This window comes from Staphylococcus gallinarum (genome assembly GCF_000875895.1).
Taxonomy (GTDB): domain Bacteria; phylum Bacillota; class Bacilli; order Staphylococcales; family Staphylococcaceae; genus Staphylococcus; species Staphylococcus gallinarum.
Window position 1 is genome coordinate 1 of record NZ_JXCF01000254.1, and the last position, 241, is coordinate 241.

1 protein-coding gene is annotated in these 241 nt (G+C 36.5%); it reads right to left on the minus strand.

Going from position 1 to position 241, the window contains the following annotated elements; all coding sequences use genetic code 11:
• Positions 1-241 (minus strand): aminotransferase class I/II-fold pyridoxal phosphate-dependent enzyme (locus SH09_RS14350; protein WP_141639747.1); only part of this gene is annotated, 241 nt, incomplete at both ends.

The window sequence follows — 241 nt, forward strand, 5'->3', positions numbered from 1 at the left end:
CATTTTTTTTATATCTTGTGCTCCATATTTCAATGCGCTTATTGCGCCATATTGGCTGGGGGTAGCAACACATATTGAATTATATAAATGAACTGTTGTTACCTCTTCAATCAAGCGAGGTGTAGATAGTACGTAACCTACTCTTGCACCTGTCAAAGCATGAGATTTTGAAAGACCATTGACTACAAAGAGCTGATTTCGTATAGATGGAAATTCCATAAACGAATGGTGTTTATCTTCA